Origin of the sequence: Rheinheimera mesophila (assembly GCF_000986865.1) — a bacterium.
GTDB classification, from domain to species: domain Bacteria; phylum Pseudomonadota; class Gammaproteobacteria; order Enterobacterales; family Alteromonadaceae; genus Pararheinheimera; species Pararheinheimera mesophila.
Window position 1 is genome coordinate 1 of the sequence record NZ_LAVS01000056.1, and the last position, 2,097, is coordinate 2,097.

Sequence of the window (2,097 nt, forward strand, 5' to 3'; positions counted from 1 at the left end):
ATGATCACCTGACGTCTGTCTTCCAGCTCACGCAAATAAGTCAGGCGCAGATCCAGGTTACGTAGTTGGGTATCATCCAGGCCACCAGTCACTTCTTTCCGGTAACCCAGCGCATACACAGCAAGCGCCATGGTCAAACCTAACAAACCCGCCACCAGTACTTCTTTGCCGAGCATTTTGCCCCAGTGGCGTAATTTTATATCACCCGTGGCTAAAGCCCGCACCATCAAGGTGCCGGATTGAGCACCGGCATTACCGCTGCTGGCAATCAGTAACGGTAGGAAAAACAGCAAAGCAATGTGCTGTGAAATAATCTGTTCAAAAGCCGCTAAACCTGCGCCAGAAAAGATATTGCCAAACACCAGCACCACCAGCCAGACCACACGCTTGCGATACAACAAACTGATTTTGGCATCTTTGACACTGCCTTCGAGCTTGCCGATAGTGGCGGTTTTGTGAAAGTCTTCCGTCGCTTCAGCGGCAGCGACGTCCATCGCGTCATCGTGGGTGACAATCCCTACTAACTGTCCTTGCGCATTCACCACAGGAATAGCGATTAAGTCGTATTTGGCCACCAATGACGCGACTTCTTCCTGCTCCGTATCCACTTTGACATGGATAGGGTCGTGTTTCATCACATCATCGACCAATGCATGGGTGGGCGCCAAAATTAACTCACGCAACGACAGAGCACCAATTAAAATGCGGTCCTGATCGACCACATAAGACAGATAAATGGTTTCTTTATCTGGCGCTTCGTTGCGCAGCACCTCTATAGCTTGAGTGACAGTTAAGTCCGGCGACAACATAGCGTAATCCGAACTCATAATGGCACCCGCTGTGCCTTCAGAGTACGAGGACAAGCTCAGGATGTCATCACGTTCGGCTTGCGCCAACGCGGGTAACAAAGCTTGTTTTTGCGCATCGGACAGTTTGTTGAACAAGTCAGCTCGTTCATCCGACGACATTTGACGAATCACAGCGGTAAAATCTTGCCGACGTACTGTATGTGCCAGTTCTACCTGCTGCTCTTCGGGTAAATAACTGAACACTTCGGCTTGTGTACTTAACCCAAAGCAACTTAACAGTTGCCACTGATGCGCAGTGGAAAACTCAGCCAAAGCACCCGCTAAGTCGGCGGCGTGGGTATCAGCCAAACGCACGGATAAGACAGAAAAATCACCGCTCTCCAGAGCAGCACGTAAGGTATGGATCAGAACTAAGGCTTCCATGTTTTCACCTCGAACTACGGGCCGTAGTCGCAAGGTTCAGACAAACCAGTGCTCTACAGCAAAACTACAGGGTTAAGTTGTATGTCAGGCTAAGCCTGTGACTGGGTACGTCCATAAAAACGGAACTCTCCTTGGTTATTGCAGAGGAATATCAGCTTAACTTATTGCTGATACAGCGAAAAACAAGCATCATTTTACTCCTGTAACCACTTAACCTCAACTTAATAGCGGCAGAAGTGTGTGATTTCGTTCGACCAACACCTGCCCGCCCAAAGGACAGAATATGTTTGCCGAAAACAAGGCGTTGTGGTGGCAACCTCAAACATTACTCAACGAGCAAAGCTGCAAAATTCAACTGGGACCTTTACTGATTTTTTTACAGCGTAAAGCCGGAGAGTGGCGGCTGTCGACTGAACTACTGGCACAAGCAGAACATCAGGAGCTGGAAGCTGAACTGCTGCCACAGTGGCCACAGCATCGTTTGGCCAGTCGTTTCGTCTTTGAGAACGAGCCGCTACAGTTTTGTTTGAAACCTGTATTGGCAGATCGGCCAGTGGTGGTAAAAACGCATCAACCTGTGTATATACCATCCGGTGAACAAGTGACGTTCTATATCAGTAGTCCTGTCAGCATCCGGATTGAACTGCAGCAACCGGATTTAATGTTGCAGGAAGTGCAAAGCCAACGTTTATCCGACACCTGGTTTGGCCCCAATACCCAGGTGGGTGAACTCTGTTATGCCGATAAAACTCAGGCCAGACACAGTAAAGAGGAGTTACCACGGCGAGTGCACAAAGCTGTGACCCCTGTCACAGTGAAAAATAACTCCAGCCGGATGATGAGTATCGAAAAGCTTAGTTTACCC

Annotated in this window: 2 protein-coding genes; one reads left to right on the forward strand and one right to left on the reverse strand. The window is 49.0% G+C overall.

Annotated elements, in window-relative coordinates; translation table 11 throughout:
- Positions 1 to 1,232: magnesium transporter (gene mgtE / locus SD53_RS12445; RefSeq protein ID WP_082101863.1), on the reverse strand; the 1,232-nt coding region annotated here is incomplete at its 3' end.
- 283 nt (positions 1,233 to 1,515) lie between these two features.
- On the opposite strand from mgtE, the gene SD53_RS12450 reads away from it, so the two are divergent.
- Positions 1,516 to 2,097 (forward strand): DUF432 domain-containing protein (locus tag SD53_RS12450; protein ID WP_046520541.1); only part of this gene is annotated, 582 nt, incomplete at its 3' end.